The 327-nt window shown below is 50.5% G+C and carries 1 protein-coding gene; it reads right to left on the reverse strand.

Annotated elements, in window-relative coordinates:
* The coding region (locus tag ACG9ZB_RS16840; protein ID WP_419326808.1) for a hypothetical protein at positions 1-327 on the reverse strand (327 nt) is incomplete at both ends.

The raw sequence follows: 327 nt of genomic DNA on the forward strand, positions 1-327 counted from the left end.
CACCAAGACCATCCGTCCCAACACAGCTCGCCATGCATTTAAGGCATCGAGTTGAGTCACTCCTGCCAGCTTAATTGGCAAATAAATACTGTCTTTACTCAGTTGGTGACCCTTTTGCAAAGCATCACGCTCATGCGGTGGCGGCGCAAAAACACTGCGAATAAAAGGTTCTAGCTCAGTCAAACTCGGCGTCAACACCAAACTCTCGCTTGGACGTCGCGGTGCTTCAGCCGAGCCCTGAGCCAACCAATGCGTCAGTTGATCTTTGAGGACTTCAAGCTGTCGAAGGCTGGAGTGACAGACATGGATCTGTATCGAATCATCATC

Origin of the sequence: Acinetobacter johnsonii (assembly GCF_048551975.1) — a bacterium.
Taxonomy (GTDB): Bacteria; Pseudomonadota; Gammaproteobacteria; order Pseudomonadales; family Moraxellaceae; genus Acinetobacter; species Acinetobacter johnsonii_A.